Origin of the sequence: Leclercia sp. LSNIH8 (assembly GCF_002920195.1) — a bacterium.
Taxonomy (GTDB): domain Bacteria; phylum Pseudomonadota; class Gammaproteobacteria; order Enterobacterales; family Enterobacteriaceae; genus Enterobacter.
In genome coordinates this window covers 1-1,959 of the sequence record NZ_PQJY01000030.1, presented here as the reverse complement: position 1 = coordinate 1,959, position 1,959 = coordinate 1, and the positions used below count along the sequence as shown (strand labels likewise).

General features: G+C 59.3%; 1 protein-coding gene. It reads left to right on the top strand.

What is annotated here, in order from left to right:
• The first annotated feature begins 430 nt into the window (after positions 1–430).
• Positions 431–1,000 (top strand): recombinase family protein, encoded by a 570-nt coding sequence (locus C3406_RS25775; protein WP_001749988.1) that lies wholly within the window; start codon positions 431–433, stop codon positions 998–1,000.
• The last annotated feature ends 959 nt before the right edge of the window (positions 1,001–1,959 follow it).

The following is a 1,959-nucleotide window of genomic DNA, read 5'->3' as shown; positions in this document are numbered from 1 at the left end:
CGCTTGATGCGCTGCCGCCCCTCACTAGTGAGAGGTAGGGCAGCGCAAGTCAATCCTGGCGGATTCACTACCCCTGCGCGAAGGCCATCGGTGCCGCATCGAACGGCCGGTTGCGGAAAGTCCTCCCTGCGTCCGCTGATGGCCGGCAGCAGCCCGTCGTTGCCTGATGGATCCAACCCCTCCGCTGCTATAGTGCAGTCGGCTTCTGACGTTCAGTGCAGCCGTCTTCTGAAAACGACAAACAGCCAGAAAGGCTGTTACAGGCGATTTGATCTGCAACCTATTGGTTAAATTAATGTATCAAAAACGATGGTTTTTGTGACAGTCTTGAAAAGTCCTGACTTCTCCCGAAAAATGACTCCCCTCATGTAACAAAACTCGTTACTGTATCAACATAACAATAACCCCATAACTAATTAGCGAGAAAAGAATGAAAATCGGCTATGCACGTAAATCTACGCATCTTCAGGATGTGGCGCACCAGGTTGACGAACTAACAAAAGCTGGATGTGAGCAAATCTATCAGGATCAGACCTCACGTAGCGGCCCAAAGCGCGACAAAAAAGGTGCGCCGGAACTGGAGAACTGCCTGAAAGCATTGCGCGAGGGAGATACCCTAGTAGTTTGGGCACTAGATCGGCTCGGCGGTTCATTGGGTCAAGTCATTACTTTACTCGACGACCTGAAGAAACGCGGAATAACTTTCATAGCCATCAAGGACAGAATAGACACAAATGCGCCAGTTATAGGGGAAATCTATACTCATCTGATGGCGATATTCTCTAGCTTTGAACGCAACCGCAATATTGAAAGAACGCGCTCAGGCCTTGCAGCTGCACGCGCAAGGGGCCGTGTGGGAGGGAGAAAACCGTCACTTTCTGAAGAAGATGTTAAACAAATTAGAATCTTACTTGCTGATCCTGAAATGACAGTTGGTGCAGTTGCTAAGCGCTTCAACGTTTCTCGCATGACTATTTATCGCTACACCACAAAATCATGAATGACCGCAGCATGGCGGTTTTATTTTCTTATGCCGTCAGGGCATGGAAGGCGACCACGCCGGAGTTAAACGGGCACCGGCCGCAAATCGCCGGAAACCGCAATGCTGAACGTATCGCCCGACCCAGCCCCCTCCCTGCAAAGCCCTAATCCCGCTCACCGCCACACAGCTGCCGTATGTCCCCCACGGGGGTGCGCAGTGGGCGCCGCGCGCCTGCGCGCGGGAACGGCGGCCCGCCTTCGGGTCGCGGCGCCGTACTGCGAGTTAGCGGCCGCACGCGGCCGGTTACGGGGGACACTACGCCATACGACCAGCGACCCGCTGAGCTGCACAATCCACGGATAACACAAGCTACATACATGTCGATATGGGAATCCGCCCATCTTGCCGGGCGCCGCTGTCGTGTGGAAATCCGCCCACCTTACCGGGCGCCGGTGCCGTGTGGGAATCCACCCACCTTGCCGGGCGCCGGTGCTGTGTGGAAATCCGCCCACCTTGCCGGGCGCCGGTGCCGTGTGGGAATCCGCCCACCTTGCCGGGTGCCGGTGCCGTGTGGAAATCCGCCCACCTTGCCGGGCGCCGGTGCCGTGTGGGAATCCGCCCACCTTGCCGGGCGCCGGTGCTGTGTGGGAATCCGCCCACCTTGCCGGGCGCCGGTGCTGTGTGGGAATCCGCCCACCTTGCCGGGCGCCGGTGCCGTGTGGGAATCCGCCCACCTTGCCGGGCGCCGGTGCCGTGTGGGAATCCCCCCACCTTGCCGGGCGCCGGTGCCGTGTGGAAATCCGCCCACCTTGCCGGGCGCCGGTGCTGTGTGGAAATCCGCCCACCCTTTCCGGGCGCCGGTGCCGTGTGGGAATCCGCCCACCTTGCCGGGCGCCGGTGCTGTGTGGAAATCCGCCCACCCTTTCCGGGCGCCGGAGCCGTGTGGGAATCCGCCCACCTTGCCGGGCGCCGGTGCC